The organism is Hydrogenophaga aquatica (assembly GCF_054780915.1).
Map to the genome: position 1 here is coordinate 73,675 of NZ_BAAGVK010000008.1, position 15,211 is coordinate 88,885.

Here is a 15,211-nt window from a genome sequence, read left to right on the forward strand (position 1 = left end):
TGGGTAAACAGGCATGAGTGACAACGACGGTGTTCAGGACGCAGCCATCTTTCTGATGTCGCTGGGCGAGGAAGAGGCGGCAGAGGTGTTCAAGCACCTTTCCCCCAAGGAAGTGCAGCGCCTGGGCGAAACCATTGCGCGCATGCGCGCTGTGTCCAAGGAAAAGGTCGACAGCGTGCTGGAGCGCTTCACCAGCGAAGCCGCCTCGCAGAGTTTGCTGGTGTCGGACACCGACAACTACGTCCGTGCCGTGCTGCGCCGCGCGCTGGGTGACGACAAGGCATCGCTGCTGATCGACCGCATCCTCCAGGGCGGGGACGTCTCGGGCATCGAAAGTCTGAAATGGATGGACCCGATCTCCATTGCAGAACTGCTGCGCAACGAGCACCCACAGATCCTCGCAGCCATACTCGTGCACCTTGACCAGGACCACGCGGCCAACATCCTCAAGAACTTCACGGAGCGCACCCGCAACGAGGTAATGCTGCGCATAGCCACTCTTGAGGGCATCCAGCCTACCGCGCTGAAAGACCTGAACGAAGCGCTGTACCAGGTGCTTGCGGGCGGCGACAAAATCCGCAAAAGTTCGCTGGGTGGCGTGCAAACGGCCGCGGAGATCATCAACCTGCTGGGCACCAGCCTTGAGACCAGCGTCGTGGACTCCATCCGCGAGAGCGACCCCGACCTGGCGCAGCGGATCATGGACAAGATGTTCACCTTCGAGGACCTGCTCAAGCTGGACAACAAGGCCATCCAGATGGTTCTCAAGGAGGTTGCCTCCGACGCGCTGGTCATTGCCCTCAAGGGCTCCAGTTCGGAACTCAAGGAAAAGATTCTTGCGAACATGTCCAGCCGTGCGGCCGAAGCGCTCCGGGAAGACCTGGAGTCCCGCGGGCCGGTGCGCCTGTCCGAGGTGGAAGCCCAGCAGAAGGACATCCTGAAGATCGTGCGCCGCTTGTCCGACGAAGGACAGATCGTTCTGGGTGGAGGCGGAGATGACGCCTTCGTCTAACCGGAGCAACCCCTACCAGCGCTTCATTCCACGGGAAGAAGTGCAGGAGGTCTCGGCCTGGCAATTCGAGTCGATGGACGCGAACGCCGCCAAGCCCGATGAAGTGCAGCAGGAGGCGCCCCCCGCCCCCACAGGGGAGCAGTTGGAGGAAGCCCGCCAGCAGGCCTACAACGAAGGTTTCGAGCATGGACGGCAGGTTGGCGCCAAAGAAACACAGGACGCGCTGACCCAGCCCATGCAGCAGCTCATCCGGGAGCAGGCTGCCCACCTGGAAAAGTTGGTCAACAGCACCCGTTCATCGCTTTCGCACCTGGAAGACGCGCTGGCCGCCCAATTGCTGGAGCTGGCTTGCGACATTGCCAGGCAGGTGGTGCGGAGGGAACTCTCCACGCCCCTGGAGGCGATCCGCCCGGTCGTCCAGGAAGCGCTGGCCCTAGCCGTTGAAGACGGACAACCAGCCACCTTGCGCCTGCATCCCAGCGACATGGAGCTCTTGCAAGCCGACATGGGACCCGCTCTGGCCGCCCAGAACGTGCGCCTTTTGTCCGACGCGGCGCTCACACCAGGCGGCTGCGTGGTTGAAAGCGCCCAAGGCACTGTGGATGGCACTGTGGAGCGCCGCTGGACGCGTGCCATCGCCAACATAGGCATGGACCGGCCCTGGAACCCAGGGGAGCAAGCCGATGTCTGACGCGTCGAACCGCTGGGAACAGTTCCTGACCGTGAGCCGCCAGGCCGCCAGTCAGCACACGCCCCTGGAGAGCAGCGGCAAACTCACCCGCCTGGCGGGACTGGTGCTTGAAGCCCGTGGCGTGAAGGCTCCCGTGGGTTCCCAGTGCGTGATCGATCAGCCACAGGACCCCGACACCGCCGTGCTGGCAGAAGTCGTGGGATTCGCCAATGAGCGTGCCTTTCTCATGCCTGCTGGCGACGTTCAGGGCCTGTCAAGCGGCGCCCGCGTGCGGCCGCTCGCCCCCTACCGGCCCCAGCCCAGGCTGGGCCAGGCGCCCAAGCCCATACAGCCGAACGACCGCGGCGTGCTTCGCCTGCCCCTGGGGGCCGGGCTGCTCGGGCGGGTGGTCGACGCTTACGGGAACCCGCTCGACCATCAGGGCCCGCTGCAACAGGTCGACGTCGAACCGCTGGAACGTGCACCCATCAACTCCATGGACCGGGCCCCGGTACGTCAGCCGCTGGACACGGGCGTTCGCGCCATCAATGCCCTGCTCACCGTGGGGCGAGGCCAGCGGATAGGCCTGTTCGCAGGCTCGGGCGTTGGCAAGAGCGTCTTGCTGGGGATGATGGCACGCTTCACCAAGGCCGACGTCATCGTCGTGGGGCTCATTGGCGAACGTGGGCGTGAAGTGAAGGAATTCATCGAAGACATCCTGGGGGCCGACGGCCTGCAGCGCGCCACGGTGGTCGCTGCCCCTGCCGACTCGCCGCCACTCGTGCGCATGCAAGGTGCCCACTACGCCACTGCCATTGCCGAGCATTTCCGCGACGATGGCCTGGATGTGCTGCTGCTGATGGATTCCCTCAGCCGCTACGCCATGGCACAGCGGGAGATTGCGCTGGCCATTGGCGAGCCGCCAGCCACCAAGGGCTACCCCCCTAGCTGCTTTGCCAAACTGCCCCAGCTGGTGGAGCGCAGTGGCAACGGCCCTGAGGGAAAAGGCTCGATCACTGCGTTCTACACGGTCCTGTCCGAAGGTGACGACCAGCAGGACCCGATTGCCGATGCCGCCCGCGCGATCCTTGACGGCCACATCGTGCTCTCCCGCTCGATGGCGGAGTCGGGCGTGTACCCCGCCATTGACGTCGAAGCGTCCGCTTCGCGCGTCATGCACAACGTGGTGACACCCTGGCACTACGACTTGTCGCGCCGCTACCGGCAGGCCTACTCGCGCTACCAGAAGAGCCGCGACCTGATCCAACTGGGCGCCTACGTTCCGGGCAGCGATCCGGAAACCGACCGGGCGATCGCCCTGTTTCCTGGCATGCAGAAGTTTCTGATGCAGGACATGCGTGAGGAAGCCCCCTTCGAAGACAGCGTGTCCCGGCTGGCCAACGCCCTGGGCGAAGACGCCGAGCCCGGCACGGCCGCAAACCGGGCCACGGGAAGAAGCGCGGCAGGCGCAGGAGGTAACCGGCGATGAAAAAACCCGCGCAACTCACCACCGTGCTTGACGTGTGCACCCAGCGCCGCGACGAAGCCCTGCGTGCGCTTGGCGAAGCGCAGCGCGAATGGCAGCAGGCCCAACAACAGATGCTGCAGCTGCAAGGCTATACGGCCGAATCCTTGCAACGCTGGTCGCAGCGTGCCGCCCAAGGGGTCAGCGCGTCCCTGCTGCAAACCCAGCAGCAGTTTCTGGCCAAGCTCGATCACGCCGTGGCCTTTCAGAACGGCGTGCTGCAGCGCCTGCAGCTGCACATCGAGCACTGCCAGCAGCAGGTCGTTCAGGCCGAACGCGATCTGGCCAGCATGCAGAAGTTCGCCGAACGGCGCGAGAAAGCCTGGCAACACGTGCTGCAGCGGCAGGAACAGAAGAGCAACGACGAGATGGCGGCAAACCTGCACCGGCAGGGGCATCAGTCGACCACCACTTGGAAACACACGCCATGAAAGCAGAACACGCCACCACCGCGCGCCAGGAACAGCAGGTCATCCAGCGCAACGCAGCCGCGCAACGCAGTCAGTCACAAGGCAGCGCACAGGCCCAGGCACCGGAAGCGGATCTGTTCGCGCAGTTGCTGCAAGAAAACCTGGCCCCCGTCCAGAACACGCCAGCAGAGGACAGCGCCGCCCTGCCCGGTGATGGCGAAAGCAATGGCAACGAGCCCCTGCTGGAAGACCCGGCACTGGCGGGCCTGGTGCCGCCCAAGGCCCAAGAGCCCACGCCTGCAGAGCAGGCCGCCCCCACCCTCGCCACGTTGCTGCCCGCAACAGCGGCATCCGAGGTCTTGACGAATGAGGAGGACGCACTCAACTCTGCCGCGGCACGGGCGCAGGACAACGCTCCAGCCCGCCCCGGAAGCGAGCCGCCGAGCACCGTTGCACGGAACGCTCGGCCGGGCAACGCCAAAGCGGCTCAACCGGCCACTCCTGCGGTGGCCGCGTCGGCAGAAGGCAATCTGGCGGGCAAGGCCATTGCGGCCACACCAGCCGTACCGGCCGACAATGGCTCCACCGGCTGGCAAACCACGCTGCAGTGGCAGGCCGGTCACGGGCAAGCCATTGCGCCACGCGGCGGCCAAAGCCCCGCGCAGGGCGATGCCGCCTCTACACCAACGGCCTTGGCCGCCGCACCTGCCAGCGCATCGGTGCGCACCGATGCCGGCACCACGGGCGGCAGTGGCGGACCCGACCTGGGCGCCGGCCCGCTTTCATCCCAAGACAGCGGCGCACCTGCCAGCACGGAAACCGACGCCACGGCCACGCAGTCGTTCGCCGAACACATGGACCAGGCCATGCAGGACGCCTTCGAGACATTGGGAGCACAGGTCAGTGTGTGGGCGTCCCAGAACACGAAGCGTGCCGCCATGCGCCTGGACGCCGGACTCCGCGAGGCTCTGGATGTGGACATCACGCTCAAGGACGGCCGGGCACACATCCACTTCCGCACCGACGATGCTCAAGCCCGCGAAGCCATTCGCGCCCAGGCCCAGGGCATTCTTGCCGACCTTCTCGCACGCCAGGGCATGGACCTGGGGGGTGTTTCGGTGAGTGCCCAGGGTGGGCATGGTGACGGACGCTCCGCAGGTCAGCAGGAATCGCCCCCCGGCTGGCGCGGCCTGCACCGGGCGCTGGACCGGGTTCAAGACATGGGCGGCAGTGCCCAGGCGGTGGAAATCAGGCCAGGAAGCCAACGTGCGCTGGACATCTACGCCTGATGACCTTGCCCAACCGCCAAAAAAGCCGGGCATGCCCCGGCTTTTTGCACTTTAGGCGCCCCGGCCCGTGTCCATAATCCCCATGACAGAATAACGTTCCTGGCATCCTGGCACCGACCAGACAACGTTCCACACCGAAGCAAAGGCATCATCCATGGCCGCCAAGCCCCCAGCAGGCGCTGAAAACGCCAAACCGAAGAGCAAGAAACTCCTGATCATCATCATTGGTGTGCTGGTGCTCGCCCTGGCCGGGGCAGGCGCGGCCTTCTTCCTTCTCAAAGGGCACCCTGAAGACGAGGAAGATGGCGCCGAGGTGCAGAAACCCGTCAAGAGCAGCAAGGTCAAGGCACCGCCGCAGTTCATGCCTCTCGAGAACCTGGTGGTCAACCTGGCCGACGAAGGCGGCATCCGCTACGCTCAGGTAGGTGTCACCCTGCAGGTTGCAGACCAGGTCACCGTTGACCGCATCAAGGCGTTCATGCCATCGGTGCGCAGCGGCGTGCTGATGTTGGTGTCGTCTCGCAAGGCCGAGGAACTGCTGCGCCACGAAGGCAAGGAAAAACTTGCCAGCGACATCCTCCAGCTGGTCCGCGAAACCACAGGTACAGCCGTGACGCGCGGCGAAAGCCCCGTTGAAGCGGTGCTGTTCTCCAGCCTGATCGTGCAATAACACGACACCAACCGCCAAGAGACGACCATGAGCGACGCCTTTCTCTCCCAGGACGAGATCGATGCCCTGCTCGAGGGTGTGACCGGTGAAAGCCAGAAGCTGGCCAAGGACGAGCTGCCCAGCGGAGGTATCCGCAACTACGACCTCGCCAGCCAGGAGCGCATCGTCCGTGGGCGCATGCCCACCATGGAAGTCATCAACGAGCGGTTCGCGCGCAACCTGCGCGTGGGCCTGTTCAACTTCATACGGCGCAGCCCCGAGATCTCGGTAGGCCCGGTGCAGGTGCAGAAGTACAGCATGTTCCTGCGCGAGTTGGTCGTTCCGACCAACTTCAACATCATGGCAGTGCGTCCGCTGCGTGGCAGCGGCCTGATCGTCTGCGAACCCACCTTGCTGTTCGGCGTCATCGACAGCCTGTTCGGCGGCACCGGCAAATTCCACACCCGCATCGAGGGCCGCGACTTCTCCCCCACCGAACAGCGCGTCATCAACCGCATGGTGGAAGTGGTTTCGGAAGAGTACAAGAAGGCTTGGAAGGGCGTGTACCCGCTGGAGCTGGCTTACCAGCGCTCCGAAATGCAGCCGCAATTCGCCAACATTGCCACGCCCAGCGAAATCATCGTCAGCACCAGCTTCACGCTGGAGATCGGCGACATCACCGGTTCGCTGCACCTGTGCATTCCCTACTCCACGCTGGAACCCATTCGCGACGTGCTCTACTCCACGCTGCAGGGCGACTCGATCGAAGTGGACAGGCGCTGGGTCAAGCTGCTGAGCCACGAAATCCAGGCCGCCGAGGTGGAACTGGTCGCGGAGCTGGCCCAGTCCGACGCCACCATCGAGCAGCTGCTGGCACTGAAGGTGGGCGACTTCATCGAGCTGGAACGCGAGCGCGTGATCCAGGCAAAGGTCGATGGCGTGCCCCTCCTCGAATGCGAGTACGGCACTCACAATGGCAAGTACGCCCTCAAGGTCGTGCAAACCCTGCGCAGCCAGGACAAGTCCTGGCATGGAGCCCAATATGACAAGTGAAAACGATTCCCCCGACAACGAAGCCCTGGCCGACGATTGGGCCCAGGCGCTGCAGGAACAGGCGTCCACCGACAAGGCACAGGACTTCGCGGCCGGTGCCCCGCACTTCGATGGCGACGTTCCTCCGCCTTCGGGCAACAACGACATCAGCATGGTGCTGGACATCCCCGTGCAGCTGTCCGTGGAACTGGGCCGCACCAAGGTGCCGATCAAATACATCCTGCAACTGGCCCAGGGCTCCATCGTGGAACTCGACGCCCTGGCAGGCGAACCGATGGACGTGCTCGTCAACGGCTACCTCATTGCACAGGGTGAGGTGGTGGTGGTCAACGAGAAGTTCGGTATCCGCCTGACCGACATCGTCACCCCGTCGGAGCGCCTGCGCCGGCTCAGCAAGCACTGACCAGGGCAGATTCACCCATGACTGACTCTTACATGGCTTACGCCCCGGTTCTGGGGCTGCTCGTGCTTCTGGTGCTGCTCGCCTGGGGCGTGCAGTGGATCAAGCGCCGTGTCGCGCCCACGGGCACGGGACTGGGAGCTGAGATGCGCCTGGTCTCGCAGTTGATGCTGGGCCCGCAGCAACGTGTGGTGGTGGTGGAAGTCAACGGCCCGAATGGCCCCGTGCAGCTGACCCTGGGCGTCACCCCCCAGCACATACGAACCCTGCACACCGCCAACCTGCCCCGCGAAGCCGCTGCAGCGGCATCGGCCGCATCCTACAAGAGCGTGGCAGCCAGGATAGACACCCTCCCTGCGGAGCGCGTCGAATGAGAATCTCCCGCTGGTCAGCGGGCCTTGTGCTGGGCGCTTTGCTCGGCACGACAGCCTGGGCACAGACAGCAACCGGTGGCGGCGCCCAGTTGCCGCTCATCATCGGGCAAGGGCCCGGAGGAGCCAGTTACTCGGTCCCCATCCAGACACTGCTGTTCTTCACGGCACTGTCCTTCCTCCCGGCAATACTGCTGATGATGACGTCGTTCACGCGCATCGTCATCGTGCTGTCGCTGATGCGCCAGGCGCTCGGCACCCAGCAGGCGCCGCCCAACCAGGTCATCGTTGGTCTGTCGCTGTTCCTGACCATGTTCGTCATGGGCCCCACCCTGGACCGCGTCTACCAGGACGCCTACAAACCTTACAGCGAAAACGCCATCAGTTTCGAGCAGGCGCTTGAACGTGGCGAAGTCCCCATGCGTGCGTTCATGCTCAAGCAGACACGCCAGTCCGACTTCCAGCTCTTTGCCAACCTGGCCAAGCTGCCACCCGAAGTCACCGCCGAAACGGCCCCCATGCGGGTACTCGTCCCGGCCTTCGTGATCAGCGAACTGAAGACTGCCTTCCAGATCGGCTTCATGATCTTCATTCCCTTCCTCGTGATCGACATGGTCGTGGCCAGCGTGCTCATGTCGCTGGGCATGATGATGCTGTCGCCGGTGCTGGTGGCACTGCCCTTCAAGCTGATGCTGTTCGTGCTGGCAGACGGTTGGAATCTCCTGATCGGCTCGCTCGCGTCGAGCTTCTCGACCTAGTCCACGAGGAACCACGATGAACGCTCAAGATGCGCTGACCATCGGCCAGAACGCGCTGTTCATGCTGCTGACCGTGGCGGCACCAGTGCTGGGAACGGTGCTGGTGGTCGGTCTCGTCATCAGCCTGTTCCAGGCCCTGACGCAGATCAACGAAGCCACGCTTTCCTTCGTCCCCAAGCTGCTGGCTGCGGTCGCGGTGTTCGCCATTGCCGGGCCGTGGATGCTCACCACGCTGGTCGAATTCATCCGGCGCATCCTCCTGGCTATCCCTGATTACGCGGTCTGAAGCCCTCCATGGACGGTCCCATGGTTACCTTCAGCGAGGCCCAGCTCATGGCCTGGGTGTCGCCATTGCTGTGGCCGTTTCTGCGCGTGCTGGCTGTGTTCGCCAGTGCTCCCATCTTCTCGTCCCGCTCGGTGCCCACCCGCACGAAGATCGGGCTGGCCTTCGTCATCGCGCTGTGCATCCAGCCGGCTTTGCCAGACCAGCCTGTGGTCTCGCTGACGGGGCCGCTGGCCCTCGGCACCGTGGTGCAGCAATTGATCATCGGCATCTCGATCGGGCTGGCCGTGCGCATCGTATTCGCAGCCGTGGAGATGGCTGGTGAGATCGTGGGCCTGCAGATGGGTCTGAACTTCGCCGGCTTTTTCGACCCCACCACCAACTCCCAGGCCAGTACAGTGGGGCGCTTCTTCGGCAACATCTCGATGCTGCTCTTCGTCATCCTGAACGGCCACCTGCTGCTCATACAGGCGGTGGCGGCGAGCTTCCACACCTTCCCCATTGGCGAAGGGGCGCTCGACGCCGTACGCACCCTGCGCCTGCACGAACTGGGCGCGGTCATATTCCAGTACGGCCTGTGGATCGCCTTGCCCATGATCGGGATGCTGCTGTTCGTCAACGTGGTGATGGGCATCATCTCCCGCATCGCGCCGCAGATGAACGTGTTCGCCATCGGCTTTCCGCTCACGCTGTCGGTGGGGCTGATAGGCATCGCCGCCACCCTGCCCATGATGGACCGCCCGGTGATGGCGCTGGTCCGCGTCGTCAGCGAACTGTTCCTGGGCGGTTGACGCCGCCCGGTCAGACCAGCTCGTTGCGGATGGCGTAGACCGTCAACTCGGCGTTGTTGCTCAGGCCCAGCTTCTCCAGCACGCGCGCACGGTAAACGCTGACCGTCTTGGGGCTGATCATCAACTCCTCCGCGATCTGGGACAGCTTCTTGCCGGAGGCGATCTTGCGCAATGTCTGCAGTTCGCGCTCGGACAGGCTCTCGTGCAGCTCGCCACCCTCCGGTGAACTCAGGTGGTTCGCCAGCATCTCGGCAATTTCAGGGGTGATGTACTTTCGCCCCTGCGCGACCGTGCGCACCGCCGCCAGCAGGGCTGCCGGATCGCCGCCCTTGTTCAGGTAGCCCACCGCCCCGGCCTTCAGGCAACGGATGGCGTACTGGTCTTCCGGGTACATCGAGACCATCACCGTCTTCACCGGGGACGCCTCTTCCTGCAGCACGGCCAGGATCTCCAGCCCGCTGCGGCCGGGCAGATCCACGTCCAGCAGCAGCACGTCTGGCTTGTGGGTACGCAAGGCCTCGCGCAGCGTGGCGTACCCGTCCGCCTCGGCCACCACCTGAACGTCAGTGGCCTCCATCAACGTGTCCTTGATGCCCCGCCGCACCACGGCGTGGTCGTCGCACAGCACCACCTTGATCATGATTTGTTCTCCGTTCCCTGCAAATCCCCACCAGCCTCAAAATCGGACCCCGCCGCCTCGCCACCGGTCAAGGGTATGGAAAGGATCAGCGTCATGCCCTCCCCCTCGCCCGTGACCACATCCAGCCATCCGCCCACGGTCTGCGCCCGCTCCCTCAGCCCCATCAGGCCAAACGACTGCAGCTTCGCCAGATCCGCAGGCCCGGCACCGCGTCCATTGTCGGCAATCTCCAGCGTCAGGTACCCCTCAAGATCGCTCAGCTCCAGTTTCACCTCGGTGGCCTGGGCATGCTTGAGCACGTTGGTCAACGCCTCCTGCGCGGTTCGGTAGGCCACCATCTCCACATCCTTGGCCCACCTTCCTTCAGGCATCCTCCCCTGCCAGCGGACGGAAATGCCCGTCCGGTCGGCGAACGTCTGCACCAGCCACTGCAGCGCCGGCACCAGTCCCTGGTCCAGCACAGAAGGCCTCAGATTCCGCATGATGCGCTGGCTCGCCCCCAGCGCGTGCTCCGCCATGGCCAGCGCGGCATCCACATGCGAGCGGGTTTCGGCGTCCGTCACATGACGCCCGATCCAGGCCAGGTCCAGCTTCACTGCCGCCAGCGACCCCCCGATGTCATCGTGAATTTCACGCGCGATATCGGCGCGCTCACGGTCAATGCTCGCCTGCAGGTGCTCCGTGAGGTGCAGCAGCCTCTGGCGCGACTCGGCCAGCTCGCGGGCCGCGTCAGCCTGCGCGCGGCGCGTCTGCACAAAATCGAGGGCGCGCTGCAACACCATGGGCAGACGCCCCAGGCGGTTCTTGTCGACATAGTCGCTGACGCCCCGCACCATGGCGTCGGCCACGGTGGCCTCGCCGATGGCACCCGAAACAATGATGAAGGGCAAATCCCTGCCGCTGCCCTGCAGCAAGGTCCAGGCGTCCATGCCGGAGAAACCGCCCAGGTGATAGTCGGCCAGAATGGCATCCACGCCCTGGCCGGAGAGCGCCTGTTCGAAATCCTCCAGTGTTTCCACGTGGATCCACTCGCACTCCAGATCACTGCGACGTAATGTATGCCGCACCAGTTCGTGATCGGCGAGATTGTCCTCCAGATGGAGGATACTCAATACTGTCAAAATATCACCTGCGTGTTCAAAAAAGCAACCATAAACAGGACATCTTCCCAATATTTTGGGCCAACTCAGGGAGTCACTCTAGTCTAGACTGCACTTGGCACTTATATTTGGAGGCAGCCCAGTTCCGCAGAAGGGAAGCGTGCGTCAGCATATGGAACCGACACCCAAGCCATCAGCCGAACACCGTCGCTGGCCCCGAGAGGAAGTGACGAAGGTTGAGCCCATCCCCGACCGCTCGGACGAGCCGTCGGTTCAGATGAGCGTGTCCGCCGTAGCAGACCTGCAGGACTCGCTGCTGGTGGCAATGAACGACCTGAAACGTCTGGAGGGTCTCCTGGACCATGCCACGGGGAACCTGCTTGACCGGTTCAATGCCGCCATGCAAGCCCTGGAAGGTCTGCCCGACGACGCCCAGCTCAACACCATCCGTCAAGCCCTGCACCAGGCCGTGACCGAGTTGCAGTTCCACGACATGGCTTCCCAGCTGCTCGTGCACACCGGCAAGGTACTCAAAGGCTGCGCCTACAACATGGCCGAGCAGGCGATGGAGCCTGAAGAAGAGGAAATGGGCGTGGTCGTCACTTATATGCCGAGCAAACCCAACCCGGTGACCCAGAGCGAAATGGACGCCGGATCGATCGAACTGTTCTGACGTCAGTACCAGCCACCAGCTTCATTCAGATATACACAAGGTATTCAAATGCACTCGATTCTCGCTGTTGACGATTCGGCATCCATGCGCAAGATGGTGTCCTTCACCCTGGTGGGTGCTGGCTTCAACGTGGTGGAGGCCGTGGATGGCATCGACGCGTTCGAAAAAGCCCAGAAGCAGAAGTTCGACCTCATCCTCACCGACCAGAACATGCCCAGGCTTGATGGCATCGGTTTGACCCGCAAGTTGCGTGAGCACCCGAACTTCAAGACCACGCCCATCCTGATCCTCACCACCGAATCCAGTGATCAGATGAAACAGGCGGGCCGTGCTGCCGGTGCCACGGGCTGGCTGGTGAAGCCTTTCGACCCCACCCGCCTGATCGAGGTAATCAACAAGGTGATCCGATAAGCGCACCGCCCCCCATCACCCGATCCGCCCCGCCTTCACCGAGAACTCCTCATGGCAGACGACAAGAACGACGGCTTTGACCTGACCCAGTTTTATCAAATCTTCTTCGAGGAGGCGGGAGAAAACCTGGAGCAGATGGAGCAACAACTGCTCAATCTGGATCTGGAAACGGTCGACGACGAGGAGCTCAACGCGATCTTCCGTTGCGCCCACTCCATCAAAGGCGGTGCCGCCACTTTCGGCTTCGAAGATGTTGCCGAATTGACACACCAGATGGAGTCGCTGCTGGACAAGCTGCGGCGGCACGAACTCACGCCCACCATGCCGATGGTCGACGTGCTGCTTGAGGCCTCCGACGCCTTGAAGGGCCTGCTGGCACGCCACCAGGGCCTGGGCGGTGAACCGCCCGAAACCTCCGGCCTGGTTCAGCGTATTCGCGTCCTGGCCAGCGGTGGCACGGCCGCCCCTGCAGCACCAGTGGCGGCCCCCGTGACGGCTCCGCCACCGCCGGCACCTGCCCCCGCGCCTGCCACGCCCGGCGGCATGCCTGCCGCTGCGCCCCCCGGTTCGCCCCGTCGCCTCAAGGCCATCATTGGCCCGCTGGAGAAACCGGAGCTGGCCGACGCGATCAAGGAACTGTTCCGCGACATCGCGGGCCTTGGCACGATCCTGTCGGAACAGGACGACAACGGCCGCAAGGTGTTTGAAATCGACACCACCAGCACGGACGACGACCTGCTCGATCTCTTTGCCTTCCATGTGTCGAAGGACCAGATCGTCTTGCAGGATGCCGCAGCCCTGGCTGCCCCCGCCCCGGCGGCCAGCCCTGAACTACCTGCGGCCAACCACGGCAGCGACCACAGCCACGACATCATCGAACAAGGCTTTGGCCTGTTTGCCGGCGCCCCGGGCAGCCCGATCGCATCCACCACCCTGTCGGAATCCGGCACCCAGATTCCCGCCGAAGACCTGGTTCAAGGTTACGGCCTGTTTCCTGGCGCCCCCGGCAACCCGCTCACTCCCCAGGCACACGCCGAGATCGTGCACGCCCAGTCGGGCATGCAGTCAGGTGGCGCCGCTGTCAGCACCCCGGAATCCAAGGCCCGTGAAGGTGCCAAGGCGGCCCGCGCCGCCACAACCACCCAGCTGGAAACCACGACCTTGCGTGTGTCGGTCAGCAAGATCGACCAGCTGATCAACCAGGTGGGCGAGCTGGTGATCACGCAAGCCATGCTGGCCCAGTACAGCCGTACGCTGGACGCCACGCTGAACCAGCAACTGCTTTCCGGTCTGGCTGACCTTGAACGCAACACCCGCGATCTGCAGGAATCGGTCATGTCGATCCGCATGATCCCGATGTCGGTGGTTTTCAGCCGCTTCCCGCGCATGCTGCGCGACCTGGCCGGCAAGCTTGGCAAGAAGGTGGAACTGATCACCCACGGCGAGGCCACGGAACTGGACAAGGGCCTGATCGAGAAGATCACCGACCCCCTCACCCACCTGATCCGCAACAGCTGCGACCACGGCATCGAATTGCCCGAGGTTCGCGTGGCGGCGGGCAAGCCCGAAACCGGCACCATCACGCTGTCGGCTGCTCACCAGGGGGGCTCCATCCTGATCGAAGTGCGTGACGACGGCAAGGGTCTCAACCGCCAGAAGCTGATCGACAAGGCGCGCTCCAAGGGCATAGACGTGTGGGACGACATGCCCGACCAGGACGTCTGGCAGCTCATCTTTGCACCGGGCTTCTCCACGGCGGAAGTTGTCACCGATGTGTCCGGCCGCGGTGTCGGCATGGACGTTGTCAAGAAGAACATCGCCTCGCTGGGCGGCTCGGTGGAACTCGACTCCTCCGAAGGCTTCGGCATGAGCGTCAAGGTGCGCCTGCCGCTCACGCTGGCCATCATGGACGGCATGACGGTGCGCGTGGCCGACGAGGTCTACATCCTGCCGCTGTCGTCGGTCGTCGAGTCCTTCCAGGTCGAAGCCCGCTCCATCAACACCGTGGCACAGAACGCCCAGCTGGTGAAGGTGCGCGAAGAGTACATGCCGGTCATCGAGATCGACAGGACCTTCCAGGTGCCTCGCAAGGAAGGCGACACCAGCGCCAACAGCATCATGGTGGTGATCGAATCCGACGGCTCGCGGGTCGCCCTGATGGTCGACGAACTGCTGGGCCAGCAACAGGTGGTGATCAAGAACCTGGAAGCCAACTACAAGAAGGTGCCCAACGTGTCAGGTGCGACGATTCTTGGTGACGGCAGTGTTTCGCTGATCCTGGATACGTCTGCCCTGGTGCGCCGTGCCAAACAATGACCTCTGAGGAGAACGCTCAACCATGGCTGTGGCCGAAGTCGATACACAGAACCGCGAGTTCGCCTGGACGAACGCTGACTTCGGGCGCATCAAGGATCTGATCTACAGGCACGCTGGCATCAGCCTGCACGATGGCAAGCACGCCATGGTGTACAGCCGCATCTCGCGCCGCCTGCGCGAGACCGGCCACAGCAGCTTCAAAAGCTACCTGGACTGGCTTGAGAGCAACGGTGGCGACGAGTGGCAGGAATTCGTCAATGCGCTGACGACGAACCTGACTTCCTTCTTTCGCGAAAACCACCACTTCGCCGAGCTTGACCGCGTCATCCGGTCGGGCCCTGCTGGCCACGAATGGAAGATCTGGTGCAGCGCGGCCTCCACTGGCGAAGAACCCTACTCCATCGCCATCACGCTGGCAGACGCGCTGGGCATCAACGGCAATTTCCGCATCTGGGCCAGTGACATCGACACCAAAGTCCTCGACAAGGGCGCCCAGGGTATCTACAAGCTGGAAAACATGAAGAACGTGTCGTCCAGCCAGTTGCAAAAGTATTTCCTCAAGGGCAAGGGCGGCAACCAGGGCTTGGCAAGGGTCAAGCCGGACTTGCAGAAACACATCCAGTTCTTCACCCTCAACCTGATCGAGGAAAACTGGAGCCTGAAGGAACAGTTCGACGTGGTGTTCTGCCGCAATGTGATGATCTACTTCGACAACGTGACACAACGTCAGGTCCTTGCACGCATCCACCGTTTGATGAAACCCAAGGGAACGCTGTTTGTCGGCCATGCCGAAAACTTCAGCGACGTGCGCAACCTGTTTGCGCTGCGTGGCAAAACCGTCTACGAAAAAGTGTGAATCC

General features: G+C 63.5%; 18 protein-coding genes. 16 read left to right on the plus strand and 2 right to left on the minus strand.

Features of this window, described 5'->3' with window-relative positions; genetic code table 11:
- Nucleotides 1-13 precede the first annotated feature (13 nt).
- The 12 genes from fliG to fliR all read left to right on the plus strand — a co-directional run bounded on the left by fliG (nt 14) and on the right by fliR (nt 9,211).
- Nucleotides 14-1,012 carry a flagellar motor switch protein FliG gene (gene fliG, locus ACYVHH_RS06355; protein WP_460564289.1) on the plus strand — a complete coding sequence of 333 codons (999 nt, stop codon included), beginning with the start codon at nt 14-16 and terminating at the stop codon, nt 1,010-1,012.
- The gene (locus ACYVHH_RS06360) at nt 996-1,703 is read left to right on the plus strand and encodes a FliH/SctL family protein (protein WP_460564290.1); all 708 of its coding nucleotides are present in this window, start codon (nt 996-998) and stop codon (nt 1,701-1,703) included. Before fliG ends, ACYVHH_RS06360 begins: the two co-directional genes overlap by 17 nt.
- Entirely contained in the window at nt 1,696-3,171 is a 1,476-nt protein-coding gene (gene fliI, locus ACYVHH_RS06365; RefSeq protein WP_460564291.1) for a flagellar protein export ATPase FliI, read from the plus strand. The genes ACYVHH_RS06360 and fliI overlap by 8 nt, the downstream gene beginning before the upstream one ends.
- On the plus strand, nt 3,168-3,638 hold the full coding sequence (gene fliJ / locus ACYVHH_RS06370) for a flagellar export protein FliJ (RefSeq protein ID WP_460564292.1): 471 nt from the start codon (nt 3,168-3,170) through the stop codon (nt 3,636-3,638). Before fliI ends, fliJ begins: the two co-directional genes overlap by 4 nt.
- Nucleotides 3,635-4,906, plus strand: a complete 1,272-nt coding sequence (locus ACYVHH_RS06375) for a flagellar hook-length control protein FliK (protein ID WP_460564293.1) — start codon at nt 3,635-3,637, stop codon at nt 4,904-4,906. The genes fliJ and ACYVHH_RS06375 overlap by 4 nt, the downstream gene beginning before the upstream one ends.
- 154 nt (nt 4,907-5,060) lie before the next feature.
- Nucleotides 5,061-5,576, plus strand: coding sequence for a flagellar basal body-associated FliL family protein (locus ACYVHH_RS06380; RefSeq protein ID WP_460564294.1), 516 nt, complete (start codon nt 5,061-5,063; stop codon nt 5,574-5,576).
- 27 nt (nt 5,577-5,603) lie between these two features.
- Nucleotides 5,604-6,608, plus strand: coding sequence for a flagellar motor switch protein FliM (gene fliM, locus ACYVHH_RS06385; RefSeq protein ID WP_460564295.1), 1,005 nt, complete (start codon nt 5,604-5,606; stop codon nt 6,606-6,608).
- On the plus strand, nt 6,598-7,011 hold the full coding sequence (gene fliN, locus ACYVHH_RS06390; protein WP_460564296.1) for a flagellar motor switch protein FliN: 414 nt from the start codon (nt 6,598-6,600) through the stop codon (nt 7,009-7,011). Before fliM ends, fliN begins: the two co-directional genes overlap by 11 nt.
- A gap of 17 nt (nt 7,012-7,028) precedes the next feature.
- A complete protein-coding gene (locus tag ACYVHH_RS06395; RefSeq protein WP_460564297.1) occupies nt 7,029-7,382 on the plus strand; it encodes a FliO/MopB family protein in 354 nt (117 codons plus the stop codon).
- Nucleotides 7,379-8,137, plus strand: coding sequence for a flagellar type III secretion system pore protein FliP (gene fliP, locus ACYVHH_RS06400; RefSeq protein ID WP_460564298.1), 759 nt, complete (start codon nt 7,379-7,381; stop codon nt 8,135-8,137). Before ACYVHH_RS06395 ends, fliP begins: the two co-directional genes overlap by 4 nt.
- A 16-nt stretch (nt 8,138-8,153) precedes the next feature.
- Nucleotides 8,154-8,423: a flagellar biosynthesis protein FliQ gene (fliQ, locus tag ACYVHH_RS06405; protein ID WP_460564299.1), complete on the plus strand. Its 270-nt coding sequence runs from the start codon at nt 8,154-8,156 to the stop codon at nt 8,421-8,423.
- Nucleotides 8,424-8,443: 20 nt separating this feature from the next.
- Nucleotides 8,444-9,211, plus strand: a complete 768-nt coding sequence (fliR, locus tag ACYVHH_RS06410) for a flagellar biosynthetic protein FliR (protein ID WP_460564335.1) — start codon at nt 8,444-8,446, stop codon at nt 9,209-9,211.
- Between the two features lie 10 nt (nt 9,212-9,221).
- Here the strand turns inward: fliR and ACYVHH_RS06415 are convergent, their stop codons facing one another.
- Complete coding sequence (locus ACYVHH_RS06415; protein WP_460564300.1) at nt 9,222-9,851, minus strand: response regulator; 630 nt, start codon at nt 9,849-9,851, stop codon at nt 9,222-9,224.
- Nucleotides 9,848-10,963, minus strand: coding sequence for a hybrid sensor histidine kinase/response regulator (locus tag ACYVHH_RS06420; RefSeq protein ID WP_460564301.1), 1,116 nt, complete (start codon nt 10,961-10,963; stop codon nt 9,848-9,850). Before ACYVHH_RS06420 ends, ACYVHH_RS06415 begins: the two co-directional genes overlap by 4 nt.
- A gap of 265 nt (nt 10,964-11,228) precedes the next feature.
- Between ACYVHH_RS06420 and ACYVHH_RS06425 the strand changes: the two genes are divergently transcribed.
- Genes ACYVHH_RS06425 through ACYVHH_RS06440 form a run of 4 tightly spaced genes read left to right on the plus strand, consistent with a single transcriptional unit; the run spans nt 11,229 to nt 15,207 of the window.
- The gene (locus ACYVHH_RS06425) at nt 11,229-11,624 is read left to right on the plus strand and encodes a hypothetical protein (protein WP_460564336.1); all 396 of its coding nucleotides are present in this window, start codon (nt 11,229-11,231) and stop codon (nt 11,622-11,624) included.
- 48 nt (nt 11,625-11,672) lie between these two features.
- Nucleotides 11,673-12,035, plus strand: coding sequence for a response regulator (locus tag ACYVHH_RS06430; protein WP_460564302.1), 363 nt, complete (start codon nt 11,673-11,675; stop codon nt 12,033-12,035).
- Nucleotides 12,036-12,086: 51 nt separating this feature from the next.
- The gene (locus ACYVHH_RS06435; RefSeq protein WP_460564303.1) at nt 12,087-14,351 is read left to right on the plus strand and encodes a chemotaxis protein CheW; all 2,265 of its coding nucleotides are present in this window, start codon (nt 12,087-12,089) and stop codon (nt 14,349-14,351) included.
- A 22-nt stretch (nt 14,352-14,373) separates the two neighbouring features.
- Nucleotides 14,374-15,207: a CheR family methyltransferase gene (locus ACYVHH_RS06440; protein ID WP_460564304.1), complete on the plus strand. Its 834-nt coding sequence runs from the start codon at nt 14,374-14,376 to the stop codon at nt 15,205-15,207.
- Nucleotides 15,208-15,211 lie beyond the last annotated feature (4 nt).